Annotated in this window: 16 protein-coding genes, 1 pseudogene and 1 riboswitch; of the genes and pseudogenes, 13 read left to right on the top strand and 4 right to left on the bottom strand. The window is 37.2% G+C overall.

Annotated elements, in window-relative coordinates; all coding sequences use genetic code 11:
• The first annotated feature begins 8 nt into the window (after window positions 1–8).
• From C2I06_RS17870 to C2I06_RS17860, 3 genes are read left to right on the top strand one after another with little or no spacing between them, the layout of a single operon-like run.
• Window positions 9–3,323 (top strand): GH36-type glycosyl hydrolase domain-containing protein, encoded by a 3,315-nt coding sequence (locus tag C2I06_RS17870; RefSeq protein WP_123258567.1) that lies wholly within the window; start codon window positions 9–11, stop codon window positions 3,321–3,323.
• Between the two features lie 18 nt (window positions 3,324–3,341).
• Complete coding sequence (locus C2I06_RS17865) at window positions 3,342–4,313, top strand: LacI family DNA-binding transcriptional regulator (RefSeq protein WP_095329391.1); 972 nt, start codon at window positions 3,342–3,344, stop codon at window positions 4,311–4,313.
• Window positions 4,314–4,323: 10 nt separating this feature from the next.
• The gene (locus C2I06_RS17860) at window positions 4,324–5,082 is read left to right on the top strand and encodes an alpha/beta hydrolase (protein WP_095329392.1); all 759 of its coding nucleotides are present in this window, start codon (window positions 4,324–4,326) and stop codon (window positions 5,080–5,082) included.
• A gap of 74 nt (window positions 5,083–5,156) precedes the next feature.
• On the opposite strand, the gene C2I06_RS17855 is transcribed toward C2I06_RS17860, so the two are convergent.
• Window positions 5,157–5,795, bottom strand: coding sequence for a copper homeostasis protein CutC (locus C2I06_RS17855; protein WP_171510214.1), 639 nt, complete (start codon window positions 5,793–5,795; stop codon window positions 5,157–5,159).
• A 303-nt stretch (window positions 5,796–6,098) separates the two neighbouring features.
• Here C2I06_RS17855 and C2I06_RS17850 point away from each other — a divergent pair, with 303 nt between their 5' ends.
• The gene (locus C2I06_RS17850) at window positions 6,099–7,376 is read left to right on the top strand and encodes a histidine--tRNA ligase (RefSeq protein WP_095329394.1); all 1,278 of its coding nucleotides are present in this window, start codon (window positions 6,099–6,101) and stop codon (window positions 7,374–7,376) included.
• A 789-nt stretch (window positions 7,377–8,165) separates the two neighbouring features.
• Window positions 8,166–8,723, top strand: a complete 558-nt coding sequence (locus C2I06_RS17845; protein ID WP_123258566.1) for a tyrosine-type recombinase/integrase — start codon at window positions 8,166–8,168, stop codon at window positions 8,721–8,723.
• Between the two features lie 37 nt (window positions 8,724–8,760).
• Here the strand turns inward: C2I06_RS17845 and C2I06_RS17840 are convergent, their stop codons facing one another.
• Entirely contained in the window at window positions 8,761–9,453 is a 693-nt protein-coding gene (locus C2I06_RS17840; protein WP_123258565.1) for a universal stress protein, read from the bottom strand.
• 231 nt (window positions 9,454–9,684) lie between these two features.
• On the opposite strand from C2I06_RS17840, the pseudogene C2I06_RS17835 reads away from it, so the two are divergent.
• From C2I06_RS17835 to queF, 8 genes and pseudogenes are all read left to right on the top strand, one after another.
• Window positions 9,685–12,100 (top strand): annotated as a pseudogene (locus C2I06_RS17835) (Na+/H+ antiporter subunit A).
• Complete coding sequence (locus tag C2I06_RS17830; RefSeq protein ID WP_095329398.1) at window positions 12,084–12,509, top strand: Na(+)/H(+) antiporter subunit B; 426 nt, start codon at window positions 12,084–12,086, stop codon at window positions 12,507–12,509. Before C2I06_RS17835 ends, C2I06_RS17830 begins: the two are co-directional and overlap by 17 nt.
• A complete protein-coding gene (locus C2I06_RS17825; protein ID WP_016201601.1) occupies window positions 12,509–12,847 on the top strand; it encodes a Na(+)/H(+) antiporter subunit C in 339 nt (112 codons plus the stop codon). The genes C2I06_RS17830 and C2I06_RS17825 overlap by 1 nt, the downstream gene beginning before the upstream one ends.
• On the top strand, window positions 12,840–14,321 hold the full coding sequence (locus C2I06_RS17820) for a Na+/H+ antiporter subunit D (protein ID WP_123258564.1): 1,482 nt from the start codon (window positions 12,840–12,842) through the stop codon (window positions 14,319–14,321). The genes C2I06_RS17825 and C2I06_RS17820 overlap by 8 nt, the downstream gene beginning before the upstream one ends.
• A gap of 41 nt (window positions 14,322–14,362) precedes the next feature.
• Window positions 14,363–14,845 carry a Na+/H+ antiporter subunit E gene (locus tag C2I06_RS17815; protein ID WP_095329400.1) on the top strand — a complete coding sequence of 161 codons (483 nt, stop codon included), beginning with the start codon at window positions 14,363–14,365 and terminating at the stop codon, window positions 14,843–14,845.
• On the top strand, window positions 14,838–15,122 hold the full coding sequence (locus C2I06_RS17810) for a Na(+)/H(+) antiporter subunit F1 (RefSeq protein WP_047940922.1): 285 nt from the start codon (window positions 14,838–14,840) through the stop codon (window positions 15,120–15,122). The genes C2I06_RS17815 and C2I06_RS17810 overlap by 8 nt, the downstream gene beginning before the upstream one ends.
• A complete protein-coding gene (gene mnhG / locus C2I06_RS17805) occupies window positions 15,100–15,480 on the top strand; it encodes a monovalent cation/H(+) antiporter subunit G (RefSeq protein ID WP_095329401.1) in 381 nt (126 codons plus the stop codon). Before C2I06_RS17810 ends, mnhG begins: the two co-directional genes overlap by 23 nt.
• A 90-nt stretch (window positions 15,481–15,570) precedes the next feature.
• Window positions 15,571–15,617, top strand: a riboswitch (PreQ1 riboswitch).
• A 125-nt stretch (window positions 15,618–15,742) separates the two neighbouring features.
• The gene (queF, locus tag C2I06_RS17800; protein WP_047940920.1) at window positions 15,743–16,243 is read left to right on the top strand and encodes a preQ(1) synthase; all 501 of its coding nucleotides are present in this window, start codon (window positions 15,743–15,745) and stop codon (window positions 16,241–16,243) included.
• 64 nt (window positions 16,244–16,307) lie between these two features.
• Here queF and C2I06_RS17795 read toward each other — a convergent pair whose 3' ends face one another.
• Window positions 16,308–17,225 (bottom strand): aldo/keto reductase, encoded by a 918-nt coding sequence (locus C2I06_RS17795; RefSeq protein WP_123258563.1) that lies wholly within the window; start codon window positions 17,223–17,225, stop codon window positions 16,308–16,310.
• A 195-nt stretch (window positions 17,226–17,420) separates the two neighbouring features.
• Window positions 17,421–19,139 carry an acetate--CoA ligase gene (acsA, locus tag C2I06_RS17790; RefSeq protein WP_123258562.1) on the bottom strand — a complete coding sequence of 573 codons (1,719 nt, stop codon included), beginning with the start codon at window positions 19,137–19,139 and terminating at the stop codon, window positions 17,421–17,423.
• Window positions 19,140–19,277: the final 138 nt, after the last annotated feature.

Below are 19,277 nucleotides of genomic sequence, written 5' to 3'. Positions count from 1 at the left end.
ATGAAGATATGAATACGCAAACAGTTACATTGAATGGGAATAATACGACATTTTCATTTCTTCCTAGCGGGGATATATATGAGATTCGTCATAAAGATATAATGGTTAACCAACTCATAGGGAATTTATTAGATGGCAGTGCAAACCAAATCTATTTGCGTGTGTTTAAAAAGGGGACAATTCTTTCGACACCATTACTTGGTATTCAATCGGATAGTAAGCTGGCAGTAGGTGAGCGTGCATTAATTTGGAGTGGCACCTTTGAAGGAGTATCCTATGAAGTTAAATTTATAGTAACCTCGCATGACGTATGGTTCTGGGAAGTTTCTTTACAAGGGAATCAAACAGTAGATTTATTATATGGACAGGATATTGGCATCGCGGCAAAAGGAGCCGTTCAATCGAATGAGGCTTATGTATCTCAATATATCGATCATTACATCGATACACAGCATGGATATACAATCTGCTCTAGGCAAAATCAGCCGCAAGACGGTAAATTCCCGTATTTACAACAAGGATGTTTGCAAAAAACAATTGGATTTAGTACAGATGGATATCAATTCTTTGGAATGTCTTATAAAGAAACAAATATTCCTGAGGCATTACAGAGGGAAAGCCTGTCAACAGAGGTTTATCAGTATGAAATGGCTTATGCGGCCCTACAAACAGATAAACGAAATGTACAAGAGAAGCAATCGGTTGTTTTTTATGGTTCTATTTTGGAAAATCATCCAACAGCTGTAGAGAAACCCTTTTTCACTACTCAACAAATAGAAGAAATTTGGGTAGAAGCAAACAAATTGGAACAGGTTACAAAACCAGTAAATAAAATGACGCGTATTGTTAATCAAGTTATCAAAACAGAAAGCCTGACTCCTGAGGAAATAGATGAGTTATTTGGGATTCAACTAGAAAAAGAGATAGTAGATCAAAAGCTTTTGTCCTTTTTCACAGATAATCAACATCATGTTGTATTAAAGGAAAAGGAAGTTCAAATGGAAAGGCCGCATGGTCATATCCTTTTAAGCGGAACTGACTTAGTAGTAGATAAACCGGTAATGGCTACAACGGTCTATATGTATGGGATTTTTAATTCCCAAATTGTTTTAGGGAACACTTCCATGAACAAAATGATGAGCAATAATAGAAATTCACTTAATATAATGAAGAAATCTGGTCAGCGGATTTATATGAAAATAAATAATCAGTGGCAGTTATTAGCTATGCCATCTGCATTTGAAATGGGCTTTAATGTTGCTAAATGGTATTACAAGCTTGCGGATGACTTGATTATAGTGACAAATTATACCTCTGTTGAAGACCATGAGATTAAGCTGAGCATCGAAAGTAAAAGAGGGAAAAAATATGATTTTGTCATTAGTAATCATATTTTAATGAATGATGGAGAGGATTCGGTACCATTTAAATGGGAACAATCAAATCAAGTCATCACATTTAATGGCACACCAAGTTCAACTGTCGATCAAGGCTATCCAGAGCTAACTTATCATATCCATGTTGAACAACCCTTTACGTTGAAGGATGAAACGGTTTTTGTTTCCCTTAAGGAAGGATCTGACTTCCCGCTAGTTATGTTAGAATTGCTGCAAGAACATACCGTAAACCTTACTATTCAGGGGAATTTGCATAGAGGAAATTATCAGCATCATCAAAAGAGCGAAGGTATAGAGACGGAAAGCTATGAACGCTATCTGGATGGATTATTAAATGGTTTTCAGATGAAGCATGAGAATCCACTCATTCAAGAAGAAGTAGAGAGAATGAATCTGCTTAGTAGATGGTATTCTCATAATATGCTAGTCCATTATCTGTCTCCACACGGGTTAGAGCAATATGGCGGTGCTGCATGGGGAACAAGGGACGTTTCGCAGGGACCAGTGGAATATTTCTTTGCCGTTAATCGCCCTGAAATTGTTCGTGAGATATTGAAAAAAGTATATGCAAACCAATTCGAAAATGATGGGAATTGGCCGCAGTGGTTTATGTTTGATCGATTTGAAAAGATTAAGGCAGATGAAAGTCATGGTGATGTTATTGTATGGCCGTTAAAGGTAGTTGGAGATTATTTAACATTTACAGGAGATACGAGCATATTAGCGGAGTCTATTCCATTTACAAATCGAGATACATTTGCAAAAACGGAAGAGTTTTATCCGTTAATGGAGCATGTTAAGAAGCAAATCCACTATATAGAGACAAATTTTCTGCCGAATACGTTTTTGTCTTGTTATGGAGATGGAGATTGGGACGATACATTACAGCCATATGATAGCAGGTTAAAGAAGAATATGGCTAGCAGCTGGACTGTAGCACTTACCTACCAGACAATTCGTAACTTAGCGAGAGCGTTAGAGAGCTATGATAATCTGTATGCAGCATACCTTTTTGATTTGGCTAAAAATATCAAAGCGGACTTTAACCGCTTTATATTAAGTACAGATACTATTCCAGGATTTGTCTATATGGAGGATTCGGATCATGTGGAATTAATGATACATCCAGATGATGAAAAAACAAATATTCAATACCGATTATTACCCATGACGAGAAGTATGATTGCAGAATTAATCACACCGGAGATAGCCGAGCATCATTATCAAATTATAAAAGAAAATTTATATTTTCCGGATGGAGTGCGATTAATGAATCGGCCTGCATCTTATAAAGGCGGCGTAAGCACTAACTTTAAACGTGCGGAACAGGCGGCTAACTTTGGAAGAGAAATTGGTTTGCAATATGTACACGCTCATATTCGTTTTACGGAAGCAATGGCGAAGTTAGGGAAAGCGGAAGAAACGTGGAAAGGGTTAAATACGATTAATCCAATTGGTCTCAAAGATCGTGTGGAAAATGCAGCTATTCGTCAGAGTAATGTTTATTTCAGCAGTTCTGATGGCGATTTCAAAACGAGGTATGAAGCACAAGAGAATTTTGGTAAACTTAAAAATGGCGGTGTTCCTGTAAAAGGCGGCTGGCGTATATACTCTAGCGGGCCAGGAATTTATATTAATCAGTTAATAAGCAACGTATTAGGGATTCGCCAAACAGCTGCAGAGGTTATTATTGATCCAGTTCTGCCACAAAGCTTAAATGGCTTAACTGTAACATTTCAATTATTAGATAAGCCTGTAGAGATTAAGTATACACTTGGGTCTAAAGATAAGAAGGCGATCTTTAATGGAAATGTTCTAGAGAACAGACTTGAAGATAATCTTTATCGGCAGGGTGGAATATGCTTAAATAAGGAAGCAATGAAGAAAGTATTACAACAAGAAAATATATTAGAAGTGTACTGCTAATAGGAAGGGGTGAAGGCAATGGTAGGGATTAAAGATATAGCTAAGGCAGCTGGTGTTTCTATTTCTACCGTATCCTATGCACTAAATGGCAGTCCAAAGGTAACGGAAGCCACTCGTGCAAGAATAACTGCTATTGCAAATGAGCTCAATTATATTCCTAATATGGCAGCGAGAACATTGAAAAAGCAGGAAACAAAAATTATAGCTGTCTATCTTGCAGATTATGGCGGGAGTTTCTATGGAGAGCTATTAGAAGGAATTAAACGGGGTCTTGCCTATTACAACTATGACATGATTGTTTGTAGTGGGCAGAAGTCCCATTTATTTCTTCCAGAAAGAATGGTGGATGGGGGAATTATCCTAGACTGGAGCTTTAGCACAGAAGAAATTATTCAATTTGCCAATCGAGGGCACTCTTTAGTTGTGCTGGATCGAGAAATCAGTTGTCCTAATGTTAGAAAAGTGCTATTGGATAATAAAGGCGGAGCAACGCTTGCGGTGGAAAAAATAATTTCAAGTAATCTGGGAAAAGTTTATTTGGTAACAGGTCCAGAAGAAGCGTTTGACAGCCGGCAAAGGCTGGAGGCTAGTGAACGCGAATTAGCTCGCTATGGCGTCGAGTATGAGGTTATTCCCTCTGCATTTACGGAGGAATCGGGTTATGCAGCAGCAGAAATTATCCATTCGAAGATGACATGCTCACCTATTACCATTTTTTCTTTTAATGATGAAATGGCTGTAGGAATTTATAAATATTTTAAAGATAAAGATAGAAAGATAGGCACAGATATTTCTCTTATTGGCTTTGATAATATAGAAATTGGCTCTTTTCTTAATCCGTCATTAGCGACAATTTCTTATTCCAAACATCGTTGGGGAATGGTTGCCGCGGAAAAAGTGGTTCAGTTGATAAATAATGAAGAAGTCGAGGATGAATGGATAATTACCAGTTTTGTAGAAGGGAAATCATTTATTTCTAATAAAAAGTAGGGGTGGAAAAATGGCTGTCTCTAAAGTGAATTTTCGTTCTGAAGTTTTAGGAAAAGCAACTTCTATGAATATTTATCTTCCTGATAAAGGGAATAGCGCCCTTATTCCTGTTATCTATCTGTTACATGGCTGGTCTGATGATGACGAAGCTTGGTTAACAGCTACATCACTTGAAAGGTATGCTTCAGAGTATGAATTTGCGATTGTGATGCCTCAAGTAGATTTAAGTTACTATGCAGATATGGTGAATGGAAATCGCTATTGGACGTTTTTATCGGAAGAATTGCCTGCATTAGTTAGAAAGTGGTTTCGTATTTCCGATCAGAAAGAGGCTAGCTTTGTTGCTGGACTATCCATGGGCGGCTATGGCGCAACAAAATTGGCTCTAACTTTTCCTGATCGCTTCAACAGCTTTGCCTCCTTATCCGGAGCGATGGATGTCGTAGAATTGTGGAAGAGGGATAGAGATAGAGACAAAGCATTTGCAGATATTTTTGGATCTATTCAGCAGCTGGCTGGCAGTGAAAATGACTTATTCCATCTTTTGGAGAAGCTAAAAGAAGATAGCCATGTGAAAATGCTGCAAATCTGTGGTACAGAAGACTTCCTTTATCAGGACAACTTAAAGTTTAGAGAGAAAGCACAAAAGAAAATAAGAGATTATCATTATATTGAAATGCCGGGAGACCATAACTGGGCATTTTGGGATAAAACAATCCAGATTGTATTAAAATGGTTTGACGAGAACTATAAAGAAGCGAATAATTAATAGAAGGGACTGTCCATTTAGGGATAGTCCCTTTGCTGTTTGCATGAAAGAAGGATGACCCCTGAGGACACAAATTATAAATCTCCCAAAATTCTTGTCCCATGCGCTTCTTTCATTCCTAACTCTGAAGAAAGCAACGGAAGGTTAGCAGATGTTATTCCGCCGCCAGGAATAATAATAATTTTTTCAGAAGCATATTCTATATAACTTTTTAGTGCGGGAAGATTGTTCTCTATTCTTGTTGATAGAGGGCCACCATGTGTTAAAATACGGTGCACGCCATGGGATGCGAGCCAATCAATTGCTTGCCATTTTAGCTGTGGAGCAATTTCGTCAAAGGCCATATGAAAGGTAATCTCCATCCCAGCAGCAGCGTCTAAGCATTTCTCCAGCGCTTCTTCATCAATCCAGTTAGCTTTATCCAAGCAGCCGATTACTGCACCGTTTATACCAAGCTCTTTAAAAAGGCGGATATCTTGGCACATAATATCTATCTCATGCTCGTTATACATAAAGTTTCCGCCTCTTGGGCGAATGATAGCCATCACCTTTGTATCGGTATTTCTACAATAGGAAATCGTTTTTGCGGCAACGCCATAGCTTACTGTTGTTCCTCCAACAGAAAGGTTATCGCATAACTCAATTCGATCGGCCCCTTTTTGGATGGCGCTCGGAACAAGTGTAAAGTTTTCTACACAGACTTCTTTTATCATTATCATCACCTACCAATCTAATTAAGATAGTATCATATATGGACATGAAAGAAAGTTATAATAAATGGCTATTGTTTTCTCTTTACTAATATGTTAAAGTATTTGGAAAATACGAGGTGATGGAAATGGTTAAACGCATACTTAGTATCTTTCTTTCACAATTACATCATCATAAACAGTAGTCTTGCTATTTCGATTTAAAAATCGTACATAGGAAGGCTATTTCTCATGAAACCGCATTTGATTAAGTTTTACTACTTAAATCAAGGGCGGTTTTTTATTTTTAAACAGGAGGCTAAAAAAATGAAGAAGATGAATTATCAAAATGTAAAGGGAACACTCGATTATTTGCCAGAAGAGGAGGGAATCAGAAGAGCGATCCGCAGAACGATGGAAGATGTATTTATTCAGTATGGCTGTAAGCCGATAGAGACACCGATCTTAAATTATCAAAGCTTGCTTGCTTCTAAATATGCTGGCGGGGCAGAAATATTAGAAGAAATGTATACACTTTCTGATCGGGGAAAAAGAGAGCTGGCGCTGCGCTATGATTTAACGATCCCCTTTGCGAAGGTTGTTGCGATGAACCCAACATTAAAAATGCCTTTTAAACGCTACGAGATTGGCAAAGTTTTTCGAGATGGACCGATAAAGACAGGCCGATACCGAGAGTTCACACAATGTGATGTGGATATTGTAGGTGTTCAATCGCAAGTGGCCGAAGCAGAGCTCATGATGATGGCATTGGATGTTTTCAAAAAATTAAAGATGGATGTGACGATTCAATATAATAATCGCAAATTATTAGTTGGATTTCTCCGTCAGTTGAATATTACTGGTCAAATGGTAAACCGCGTAATTTTGATATTAGACAAAATCGAGAAAATTAGTAAGGATAAAATTAAGGAAGAGCTGAGAGAAGTTGGATTAGAACAAGGTGCGATAGACGCTATCGAAGCATTTTTACAAAAGGACTTGGACGGTATTGTGGAGCAGTATCGACAGTTGGCAGAAAAAGAGGAGATTATCAAACAGGGACTGGAAGAATGGAATGAATTACAAGTATATTTAAAACGGCTAGAACTTGAGCCATATTGCGTATTCAATCCATTTCTTGCGAGAGGCCTTGAAATTTATACAGGAACGATATATGAAATTTTTTTAACAGATAAAAGCGTAAAGTCAAGCATTGGTAGTGGCGGAAGATATGATAATGCGATAGGAGGGCTAGTTGGTTCTGAAGAAACTTATGCAACAGTGGGCATTTCTTTTGGGCTGGATGTCATTTTAGCCGCTCTTTCATTAGAAAATCACTTTTCAGAAGCGGAAAGGCTAGACTACTACATTATTCCCGTTGGTCGCCCGATAGAAGCTATATTAACAGCAAAAGCGCTTCGAGACCAAGGTTTTAAAGTGGAATTAGAATTAGGAAAGAAAAAACTGGCAAAAGCTTTAGAGAAAGCAAATAAAGAAGGGGTCAAAAAGGTCATTATGATAGGAGAAAAGGAGGTAGATGGAAATACGTATAAAGTGAGAGATATGGAAACGGGAGAGGAATGGCTAGAGATTTTTCAATATTAAGTAGGATGGGCAGTAGATGGGAGACATTTACTGCCTTTGTCTATGTTTGTCAGGATTGGAAGCAGTGTCAAAGCCCATTTCAAGAAAAGGGAAAGTGAAAAGGTAACAGAGAAGTAGCGTCAGAGCCCATTTCAAGAAAAGGGAAGGTGAAAAGGTAACAGAGAAGCAGAGTCAGAGCCCATTTCAAGAAAAGGGAAAGTGAAAAGGTAACAGAGAAGCAGAGTCAGAGCCCATTTCAAGAAAAGGGAAAGTGAAAAGGTAACAGAGAAGCAGAGTCAGAGCCCATTTCAAGAAAAGGGAAAGTGAAAAGGTAACAGAGAAGTAGCGTCAGAGCCCGTTTCAAGAAAAGGGAAAGTGAAAAGGTAACAGAGAAGCAGAGTCAGAGCCCGTTTCAAGAAAAGGGAAAGTGAAAAGGTAACAGAGAAGTAGCGTCAGAGCCCGTTTCAAGAAAAGGGAAAGTGAAAAGGTAACAGAGAAGTAGCGTCAGAGCCCGTTTCAAGAAAAGTGAAGGTGAAAAGGTAACAGAGAAGCAGTGTCAAAGCCCATTTCAAGAAAATCTAAGACAAAAGGTAACAAAAAAACCTATTCATATTCTTTTTCATATAAGTTAAAAAAATCCTTTTCCGGTAGCATAGAAAAGCAAATTCTCTAGAAAACTTCATAACAGATTATTTACACACAAGAGAAGCATACTACAAAAGAAATAACATTTATATAGTAGATATTCATTGTAATGTTACTTAAATGATGATAACATAAAGTTATGTAACATTATTGGGAGGCAAACCGATGGAATATGTCGATCCTATAAAAGAAATTGAGAGTATTAATGCGATTAAAGAAGTATTAAGAAAACAATCTCAAAGAGACTTGCTCCTTTTTGTATTAGGTATTAATACAGGAATAAGAGTTAGTGATTTACTCGCATTAAAAGTTCGGGATGTAAGAGATGCGTCGGGAATTAAGGAGTTTTTGTATCTTCGTGATTCAGATGAAGTGAAGGCATACTATTTAAATAGTAAAGTGCATATTGAATTGGAGAAATATTTGCAAGAACATGAATTTGAAGAGGATGAATTTCTTTTTAAGTCTCAGAAGAATAATCAACCGATTACTCGTCAACAGGCCTATCGGATTATAAACAAAGCGGCAAAATTAGTTGGAATTTCTGGGAAGATTGGAATGCATACCTTGAGAAAAACATTCGGCTACCATGCCTACCGAAAGGGGATAGCTATTTCTTTATTGATGCATGTATACAATCACACTTCCCGTTCGGAAACTTTAAAATATATAGGCATTGAAAAGCACGAAAAGAGATTAGTTAAAGTGGATGTTAATCTTTAATAAAAAACTCCACCAAGTTTGGTGGAGTATAAATGGCCTATAGATAATCATCATCGTTACTAGCGTTCGTATCGATGTCAACATTCGTTAATTCGTTAACGATGTCCTCATGTACTTGCACTTGCAATGTTTCTTGATCTTTCATAAATTTGAAAACACCATTATTAAAATCCGTACCGTGTTCTTTAAAGAAAATCCCTTCATACATTACCTGCTTTGTATGATTGAAAATTAGACGATATCCATTTTGTTCTTTTACTAAATATGCACGTACACCTTTTTCATATTGACCTTCAGGATTTTTCAAAAAACGGGCGACCGAAATGATATGAAGATCAACAAATGGGATTTCACGTAATAACGAATTAATAATCGAACCTTTTGCGATCTGCTCCCAACGACTTTGCGCTGTTTGACCGAGAACAATTTGGGTGATGTTTTTTTCTCTAGCTACTTCTGCGATTACCTTAGAGATTGGTCTTGATTCCTTGTCTTTAATGATAAACGCATCCGCACTATGACGTTCAGCTAACTCTTTCCATCTAGTAATATAGTTTGACTTTTCTGCATCCAGCTCATCAAACGGTTTGGAATCCACCGTAAGAATATAGAGTGGACAATCAAGCATATTAGCTAATTTACAGCCTCGTTGTATAAGACGTTCACCGTTAGGACCGTAATAAACGCAGACGAGAATACTTTCATCCATGCGTTCTTTTCCATTTATCATGATTTTTTTCACCTCAGGTATAGATGTGAATGATTTACACCATTAATAATAAACTATGTATGACTATAACGTATGCTACTATATGAGTCAATGCATTTCCTTAAATTATCCAAATGAACAAATACATTTATATTCTTTTACTAATAGTAAGGTTAGACATCGTTTTCATTATAAATACCTTTTTGACTTAAGTTCATCAAAATAGAACCAATTTAAAGGAGGGAAATAAAAATGACTTGGGTACATTTTATGATATTGTTTCCATTTATGTTTGCCTTAATTGTGCCTTTTATTTATAAAAGGCTGACGCCACGAATCCATACTGGCTGGTTTGTACTGTTTGTGCCATTTCTTATTTTTATCTATCTGTTGACGTACATTCCAAAAGTAGCAAAAGGAGAGGTGTTTACTTCTACAGTTAAATGGATACCAGCCTATGGCATTAACTTTATAACCTACTTAGATGGGCTTAGCTTAGTTTTTGGATTGCTGATTGCTGGGATAGGAAGTTTAGTCATTTTATATTCTATTTTCTATTTATCAAAGCATCGCGAAGCATTGCATAACTTCTATGTATATTTATTGTTATTTATGGGAGCGATGCTTGGGCTAGTATTGTCTGATAATTATTATGTTTTGTATGTTTTCTGGGAAATTACGAGTGTGTCGTCCTTTCTGTTAATTGCTTATTGGTATGAAAGGGACCGTTCTAGATATGGCGCGCAGAAGGCAATGTTGATTACTGTTTTTGGCGGACTTGCGATGCTGGCGGGTTTGATTATGCTTTCTATTATGGCAGATACAACCAGCATAAGAGAAACGCTGCTTCAACTTGATTTAATTCAAGGTCATGCTTTATTTATACCAGCAATGATTCTCATTTTACTAGGGGCATTTACGAAGTCTGCCCAATTTCCGTTTAGTATTTGGCTTCCAGATGCCATGGAAGCACCGACTCCAATCAGTGCTTATTTACATTCGGCAACGATGGTTAAAGCAGGAATTTATTTAGTTGCTCGTCTAACTCCTATTTTTGGCGGGACGATGGAGTGGTTCTGGATTGTTGTAGGAATAGGCATTTTTACTTTATTATATGGCTCCTTTAATGCCGTGAAGCAGACAGATTTAAAAGCATTATTAGCGTATTCAACCATTAGTCAATTAGGATTAATTATGAGTCTGCTTGGCTTGGGTTCTGCTGCAATGTATAAAGGGGTAGCTGTAGAAGAAGCAGGGCTGTATGCAACAGCGATTTTTGCAGCGATTTTTCACTTAGTAAATCATTCCACCTTTAAGGGCTCTTTATTTATGGTCGTAGGAATAATTGACCATGAAACCGGTACTCGGGATTTGCGGAGACTTGGCGGGCTTATTCACTTAATGCCAGTTTCCTTTACCCTTACAGTAATTGGTGGTTTTTCGATGGCTGGTCTTCCACCATTTAATGGTTTCCTAAGTAAAGAAATGTTCTTTACCGCTGTTGTGCAAGCGTCGGAAATGGAAATATTTAATCTTCAGCATATTGGAATTTTTATTCCTATTATAGCTTGGATTGCTAGTGTATTAACGTTTGTTTATTGCATGGTATTAATTTTTAAAACATTTAGAGGGAAAAATAAAGCACCAAAACTGGATAAAGTGGTGCATGAGGCGCCAATTGGCTTGTTGCTCTCACCTATCATTCTAGGTGCGCTTGTTATTCTTTTCTTCTTTATTCCAAATGTTGTCTCGAAATTTTTGTTAAAACCAGCATTTACAGCTGTGCTGCCAACACTTGCGTATACAGTTGAGTCCAAAAAATTAGCGCTTTCCATGGATTTAATACAGAGCTTTGGATGACGATTGGTGTGGTGGTATTAGGTACGGTACTATATTTGTTTTTACGAAAATGGTATAAGATTTATCGTCTGTATCCACAAGCCATTACATTAAGTAATTTATATAATCTAGGCTTGGAATATCTAGAAATATTATCTAAGTCTATTACTAATTTTTATATGACTGGCTTTTTACGTGATTATCTAGTCTATATATTTGGCTTTATCATTTTAATCATCGGGGATCCTTGTTCCTTTTTAATGGTTTTACATTTGATATGTCACATGATTCACCAATTACTATTTTTGATATGGGAATAGTCATTGCAATGATTGTAAGTTCTGTCACCGTGCTGTTATCCAAATCGAGAATTACCTCTATTGTGGCGGTTGGAGCGTTAGGATTTCTTGTTTCGTTTTTCTTTGTTCTTTTTAGAGCTCCAGATCTAGCACTTACGCAATTAGTAGTTGAAACGGTAACGACTGTATTATTCTTGCTATGCTTCTATCATTTGCCGCAATTAAAGAAAGAAATAAGCAGGGTACCTTTTAAAGTGGTTAATGCCATTATTTCGATTGGCGTAGGGTTAGTTGTTACACTGATTGCTTTATCAGCAAATGGAACCCATCTGTTTGCTTCTATTTCAAGCTATTATGAAAACTCCTATAAACTAGCCGGAGCAAAAAATATCGTTAATGCCATTTTGGTAGATTTCCGAGGTATTGACACGATGTTAGAGATTCTTGTGCTTACAGTAGCAGGTTTGGGCGTTTATACATTAATAAAGGTACGACTAGTGGGAGGGGATAAGAATGAAGGAACCAAATGATATTATCATCCGAAGTGTTGCAAAGGTTGCTGTCGTCATTATCCTCACCTTTGCAATCAACCTTTTTGTCTCTGGACACCATTTTCCAGGAGGTGGATTTATTGGCGGTCTTACCTTTGCGGCTGCGATTATATTGCTTTTTCTTACCTTTGATATTGAATCCGTCCGAAAGAACCTTCCTGTTGACTTTAAAGTATTAGCGGGAGTGGGCGTGTTAATCGCTGTTTTGACAGGGGTAGGGGGAATGGTGTTTGGGGAAGCATTTTTAACCCAAGCCTTTGGATACTTTGATCTGCCGATTTTTGGAAAAACGGAGTTGGCGACTGCAGTCATTTTCGATGTGGGTGTGGCTCTTGCCGTTATCGGTACCGCCATAACAATTATTATGACAATAGGGGATGATCGATAATGGAGACGCTAATGTCTATTCTTGTAGGTATCTTATTCTCTATCGGAATCTACCTTATTTTAACAAAGACATTATTACGAATTATTTTAGGGACATCAATTCTTGGTCACGGTGTAAACTTGCTTATTATTACAATGGGTGGATTGAATAAAGGAGGTCCTCCGCTCTTAGGGATAACCGATCATACTTTTGCAGATTCTTTGCCGCAGGCATTGCTGCTTACAGCCATTGTCATAAACTTTGCAACAACAGCTTTATTTTTAGTACTAAGCTACAGAGCATATAAAGTATTAGGCACCGATGATACAGATTTATTAAGGGGTAATGAGGATGAATAATATTGTCATTTTGCCGATCATCCTTCCTATCGTATTTGCGATGATCATGGTTATTTTTCGAGATAAAGTTATCCTTCATCGGATATTAAGCTTAGTAGCAGTTATTTCTGTTTTTATTGTGGCTTACGTTTTAATCGGTCAAATTAAAACAGATGGGATCCAGTCCATTCAATTAGGAGGATGGGACGCACCATTTGGTGTAAGTATGGTAGCTGATATGTTTGCGGCAATTCTTGTTCTCGTTACGAGTATTATTGGGTTTTGCTGTTTGTTATACGCATTTCATTCGATTGGGGAACAATTGGAGAAGTATTATTTTTATCCATTATTCTTGGTTTTGATAACAGGTGTAAACGGTTCTTTCCTTACAGGGGATATATTTAACCTATTTGTTTGTTTTGAAGTAATGCTTGTTGCTTCATATGTACTCATTTCATTAGGAGGAACAAGGGTTCAGTTAAGAGAATCAATTAAATATATACTGATAAATATTATTTCATCCTTTCTGTTTCTCGTTGCGATTGCTTATTTATACGCTATTACTGGAACGTTAAATTTTGCCCATTTATCTGTCCGTATTGCAGAAGTTGGTCAAGGCGGGCTCATGACAACGGTAGCGATTTTATTCCTAATTGTATTTAGCTTAAAAGCTGGATTGTTTTTATTCTTCTGGCTTCCAGGTTCATATAGTGCACCACCAACAGCGATTTCTGCTATCTTTGCTGCACTTTTAACAAAAGTAGGAATGTATGCGATTATTCGAGTATTTACCTTGATTTTTTATCATGAAGTTCACATTACCCATTTATTAATCGGAATTCTCGCAGCTATTACGATGACTCTTGGAGCAATTGGAGCCGTAGCCTATAGAGATATCTATAAAGTGATGACCTATAATGTGGTCATTGGTGTTGGGTTTATTTTGGCGGGTGTTGCTACGTACTCAACAGTGGGGATGACTGGTTCCATCTACTATTTCATGCATGATATGGTGATCAAAGCACTTATCTTTTTGCTGGGAGGTACAATTATTCATCTGACTGGAACAAGTAAATTAGATGAGATGAGTGGATTGATTCGTTTACACCCGCAGTTAGGCTGGATGTTCTTTGTAGCAGCTTTATCCTTATCAGGAATTCCTCCGTTAAGTGGATTTTTAGGGAAAATATTTATTACAGAAGGTACCTTTAATGCAGGATATTACTGGTTAGGTGCATTTGGACTAATCAGCAGCTTGTTTGTCCTTTATTCTATTATGAAAGTATTTATGGCTGTGTTTTGGGGCTATACCGATTTAACATTAGAACAAGAAAAAGGAACCACGAAAGGATTAATGCTGCCGATGGCTTTCCTTACTTTCTTAACCATTGCATTAGGAATAGGGACAGAAGGGATTCATGAATATGTAGATTTGGCAGTTGAAGGCTTGATGGACCCCAATTATTATGTCAAAGCTGTTTTAAGCAATAATTAAGGGAATTTAAGTAGTAAATAGACAAAAAAGGGGTGGTATCCATGCCTATGCAAATATTGATCAACTTATTAATCGGTATCATCTGGATGTTTTTACAGGACACATGGAATGTCTTAACGTTTTTTACTGGTTACTTGTTCGGTATACTTGTTTTATTTATCTTGCGTCGCTATTTGTCAACTAAATTTTATTTAGAAACATTTTTTGCGGTCGTAAAGCTATTTTTTGTTTTTATTGAGCAGCTGTTTACCTCAAGTGTTGTTGTGATTAGGCAAATAACAAGGCCAAGATTAAATATTTCCCCAGGAATATTTTCGTTAGAAACGGAATTAGAAGGGGAATTGGAAGTCTCCTTACTAGCTCTATTAATGAATTTAACTCCTGGTTCTGTTGTAGTAGAGGTTACTTCCGATAATAAAAAGTTCTTTATTCATGCGATGGATATCCCTGCACAAAAGGAATCCATCTTTCGTTCAAAGGAAAAATTCGAAAAGGCAATAAAGAGGGTGACTCGCTATGATTGATCAATTATTAGTTGGATCGTTAATTTTACTGATCATATCTATTCTTGCAACAATATATCGTCTTATTAAAGGACCGTCAGCTCCTGACAGAATACAAGCATTAGACAGTTTAGGAATCAATCTAATTGCAGGAGTAGCGATTTTTTCCGTTCTGCTTCGGAATACAGGTTTTTTTGAGGTGATTTTATTAATTGGGATTTTGTCGTTTATTGGAACGATTGCTTTTGCCCGATATATGGAAAGAGGTGTAGTCATTGAGCGAAAACAATCTGATTGAACTCATATCTGTTCTACTTATATTCTGTGGCGCCATTTTTTGTTTTCTGAGTTCCCTTGGATTAATAAGACTGCCAGATGTATACACAAGATCTCATGCTGCATCCAAAGGCTCTACTATGGGAGTACTTTTTACCCTTGTTGGCACATTTGTCTTTTTTATTATAGAAGGTGTTTTTAGCATTCGCCTGTTCTTGGGAATTTTCTTTGTTTTTTTAACTTCTCCTGTCGCATCCCATGTTATCGTTCGCTCCGCTTATCGCTCAAAAGTTAAGCTTGCGGATATAACGGTACAAGATGATCTGAATGCTGAAATGGATAAAGAAGGGATAGAAACAGTGGAAGTACTTCATAAATAAAGGGAAGAAAAAGATATAGAAGGCCAGCGATTTTTAATTGACGAATTTTTGTGGATTCTATATAGTAAGAAAAGATATACCCGTACTGAAACGGGAGAGGTTCATAGCAAATACCCTCTATAAAAAACTATGGATACATGCAATTCACGCCATGTCCATAAAGGATATGGCTTTTTTGTTTGATTCAGCTAGTTTTTCTGCGTAAGGTAAATGCCTCTCTTTTTAGCAGGGTTGGGAAACACCAAACAAGGAGGACTTTTTCATGTCAGGAAGAAAGAACGAAGAAGGATTAACAGATTTAACTTTGTTAGGAAATCAAAATACTCAATATAAAAGTGATTATGCACCAGAGGTATTAGAATCAGTAGATAATCTTCATTCTGATAGAGATTATTTTGTGAAATTTAATTGTCCCGAATTTACGAGTCTTTGCCCAATAACAGGGCAGCCTGACTTTGCGACAATGTATATTTCTTATATACCCAATAAGAAAATAGTGGAAAGCAAGTCTTTAAAGTTGTATTTATTTAGTTTTCGCAATCATGGGGATTTTCACGAAGATTGTGTCAATATTATTATGAATGATTTAATAAAACTGTTAGATCCAAGATATATAGAAGTATGGGGGAAATTCACTCCACGAGGCGGGATTTCCATCGACCCATGGTGTAATTATGGAAAACCGGGCACCAAATTTGAAGAGATGGCAGCACATCGATTAATGAACCATGATATGTACCCAGAAAAGGTAGATAATCGATAAGAAAAAACCAGTCAGCGACTCGTTATGTAGAGTAGTTGACTGGTTTTTCTTTTGATTAATAAAATTATGGCAATATATTTCCAGCGGCACGATAAATGCTGTACCATTCTTCTCTTGTTAAATAAACGTCACTTGCTTTTATGCAATCAATTAAACGTTCCACATTCATTGTACCGATTACTGGCTGCATATTGGCAGGGTGACGCAATAACCAGGCAATCGCAATGGTTGTGTTACTTACTTGATACTTGCCTGCAATTTCATCAATTTGTTGATTTAATTCAGGGAATTTATCGTTGCCAAGAAAAACGCCTTCAAAGAAACCAAATTGGAATGGAGACCAAGGCTGAATCGTTATATCATGTAGTCGACAGAAGTCTAAAATGCTGCCATCACGGTTAATGGCTGAGTCATTTTCCATATTGACATTAATCCCATTAGAAATCATATTCGCATTCGTAATACTTAATTGCAATTGGTTAGCCACAATTGGCTGTTTCACATACTTTTGTAATAATTGAATCTGCATCGGATTTTGGTTCGAAACACCAAAGTGGCGAACTTTACCTGTTTGTTCCAGAATGTCGAATGCTTCTGCGACTTCTTCTGGCTCCACTAAGGCGTCTGGGCGATGGAGGAGAAGGGAGTCTAAATATTCAGTGTTCAATCTTTGTAAAATACCGTCTACTGATTGCAAAATATGTTCTTTAGAGAAATCGAACATTCCTGTTCTGATCCCGCATTTAGATTGTAAGATTATATTTTCACGAACACTTGGCGACATATTTATCGCTTCAGCAAAAATTTCTTCACAAGCTCCTTTTCCATAAATATCTGCGTGATCAAAGAAGTTAGCACCGTGTTCTAACGCAGTTTGAACAAATCGTTCTGCTTCCTTCTTTTCTAATGAATTAATACGCATACAACCAACTGCAACTACTGGTACTTCTAAGTTACTGCTACCTAGTTTGATTGTTCTCATGTTCTTCTTCCTCCTCCTATAAGAAAACGCTTTAAAAATATGTTGCTATCAGATCTAAACAAGCATTACTATTGTGCCATAGAAAGGAGATAAACGCCAAATGTAACGCTTTCAAATAAAAGAAGGAAATAAATATCTTCTTTTTGCGAAAAAGAGGATTGCTTATTTCCTTCTCTATATTCGGGCTCTTAACTTTTAATCTTCCATTGTGGAGAGATCTCCAGTAGGGAGGCCAAGTTCCCATGCTTTTAAGACACGTCTCATAATTTTTCCGCTGCGAGTTTTAGGAAGTTTTTCACAGAATTCGATTTCTCTTGGAGCAGCATGAGCAGCCAAGCCGGTTTTTACAAATAATCGTATTTGTTCTTTTAATTCATCTGTTTGCTCATAGCCATCAACCAATGCAATAAAGGCTTTGATAATTTCCCCTCGAATTGGATCTGGTTTACCGATGACACCAGCTTCTGCCACTGCTGGAAATTCGATTAATTTACTTTCCACTTCAAATGGTCCAACTCTCTCTCCAGCAGTCATAATAACATCATCGACTCGCCCTTGGAACCAGAAATATCCCTCTTCATCCATATAAGCAGAGTCTCCTGAAACATACCATTCATCATGTTGGAAATAGCTATTAAATTTTTCTTGGTTGTTCCATATTGTATGCATCATCGAAGGCCAGCCTTTTTTTATGGCTAAATTCCCCATTTGGTTTGGCGGCAGAATGTTGCCATTGTCATCTAAAATTACTGCTTCAATTCCCGGTAATGGTTTCCCCATTGAACCTAATTTAATATCCATACATGGTAAATTGCATATTAGCTGAGCACCAGTTTCCGTCATCCACCAAGTGTCATGGATACGATGTCCAAATACATCGTATCCCCATCGAATTACCTCGGGATTCAGTGGTTCGCCAACACTTAATATATGACGCAAAGAAGAGAGTGTATATTTTTCTGTTACCTCCTCTCCTGCTGCCATTAGCATTCTAAAGGAGGTAGGAGCACTATACCAAACAGTCACTCCAAAGGTTTCAATCGTTTTATACCAAATATCAGGACTAAATCGGCCTCCTGCCACAACATTTGTCGAGCCAGTAAGCCATGGTCCAAAGATTCCGTAGGAGGTACCTGTAACCCAGCCTGGATCAGCTGTGCACCAATATACATCCTCCTCTTGTAAATCTAATACCCACTTTGCCGTTTGATAATGTTGAATCATGGCATTGTGAACATGAAGCACACCTTTTGGTTTCCCCGTTGAACCAGAGGTGTAGTGAAGGATTAAACCATCCTTGCGATCGACCCATTCTATGTCTAATTCTGTAGATGCTGTTTGAAAGTAATGAAGGAAATCCTTTGTTTTATCGTTTTCTTGGATGTCTTCACCGACAATAAAAATAGTTTCGAGAGCAGGTAATTCTGTATGTGGAATTCTATTTACTAGTTCAGGTGTGGTAATAATTACTTTTGCTTCACTATCATAGAGACGGTCTTTCACCGCATCTTCCATAAAGGCTTCGAATAATGGGCCGACAATAGCACCTAGTTTGATTGCACCAAGTAAAGCAAAATATAATTCTGGGGAGCGAGGCATAAAAATAAACACTCGATCTCCTTTGTTTACATTTCCGATCTCCTTTAATACATTTCCAGCTTTATTGGAGAATTTTTTTAAATCTTTAAATGTGTATGTTTCTTTTCTAGATGGATGAAAATAATGGAGGGCTACTTTATTGGCGCGGTAGTTTTCAGCGTGACGGTCAATTGCTTCATAGGCCAAATTAATTTTTCCAGTTTGATGCCATGAAAAATCCTTTTCTGCTTGGTCCCATTTGAAATGTTGGTACTGTTCCTCGTAGTTTTCAAGGTTATGTTTGCCTTTTACAGGTGGAAACGCTTCCAATTTCATTAATACATCCCCCTCATTTCAATATTTTTACAACACCATTATAATGGGTAAACACTATATATACAATTTTAATGTTGTAATTAAATAAATATTCCTACGTTTTAGAAAAATAGGGAGAATGTACGGGATAAAAGATTA

Origin of the sequence: Niallia circulans (assembly GCF_003726095.1) — a bacterium.
GTDB lineage: Bacteria > Bacillota > Bacilli > Bacillales > Cytobacillaceae > Niallia > Niallia circulans_A.
The sequence above is the reverse complement of the archived record's forward strand: the minus strand, read 5'-3'. Positions and strand labels throughout refer to the sequence as shown.